This window comes from Desertibacillus haloalkaliphilus, assembly GCF_019039105.1.
Lineage (GTDB): Bacteria > Bacillota > Bacilli > Bacillales > KJ1-10-99 > Desertibacillus > Desertibacillus haloalkaliphilus.
Window position 1 is genome coordinate 1 of sequence record NZ_JAHPIV010000050.1, and the last position, 790, is coordinate 790.

At 52.8% G+C, this 790-nt stretch carries 1 protein-coding gene; it reads right to left on the reverse strand.

What is annotated here, in order from left to right:
* On the reverse strand, nt 1-790 hold a 790-nt coding region (locus tag KH400_RS29570; RefSeq protein ID WP_217227899.1), incomplete at both ends, for a hypothetical protein.

The following is a 790-nucleotide window of genomic DNA, read 5'->3' on the forward strand; positions in this document are numbered from 1 at the left end:
TCTCTTTCTTTTCCCTCTCTTCTCCCCCCCCCCTTCCCTTTTTTTTCCTCTTTTTCTTTTTTTCCTTTTTTCTCTCTTCCTCTCTCCCCCCTTTTTTCCTTTCCCCCTCTCTCCCCCTCCCTCCTTTCTTTTTCCCTTCCTTTTTCCTTCCCCCCCCTCTTTCCCTTTCTCCTTCCCCTCCTTCCTTTCTCTTCCCTTTTCTCTTTTCCTCTCTCCCTTTCTCCCTTTTTCTTCCTTTTCCCTCTTCTCCTCCTCCTTCCTTTCCTCCCCCCTCTCTTCTTTTTTTCTCTTTCCTTCCTCTTTTCTCCCTCTCTTTCCTCCTTTTTTCCCCCCCCCTCCTTCCTTTTCTTTTCTCCCTCCCTTCCTCCCTCTTTTCTTCTCCTTCCTCCCTTTTTCCCTTCCCCCTCTCCTTCCCCCTCTTCCTCTCCCTCCCCTTCTCTTTCCTTCTTCTCTTCTCTCTCCCCTTCCCCCTCCCCCCCCCCTTTTCTTTCCCCTTTTTTTTTTCTTCCCCTCTCTCCTTCTTTCCCCCTCCCCTTCTTCTCTTCCTCTCTCTTTCCCTTTCCTCTCCCCCCTTTCCCCTCCCTTTCCTCTCCCCTTCTTTTCCTCCCTCTTTTCTCCTTCTTCCTTCTTTCCCCCTTCCCCCCCCTCTTCCTCTTTTCCTCCCCTCTCCCCCTTCTCCCTCCTCCCTCTTTCCCTCTCCTTTCCCCCTCCCCTTCTTTCCCTCTTCCCCCCCCCCCCCTCTTTTCTTTTCCCCTCCCCTTCCCCCCTTTTCCTCCCCTTCCTTTTCCCC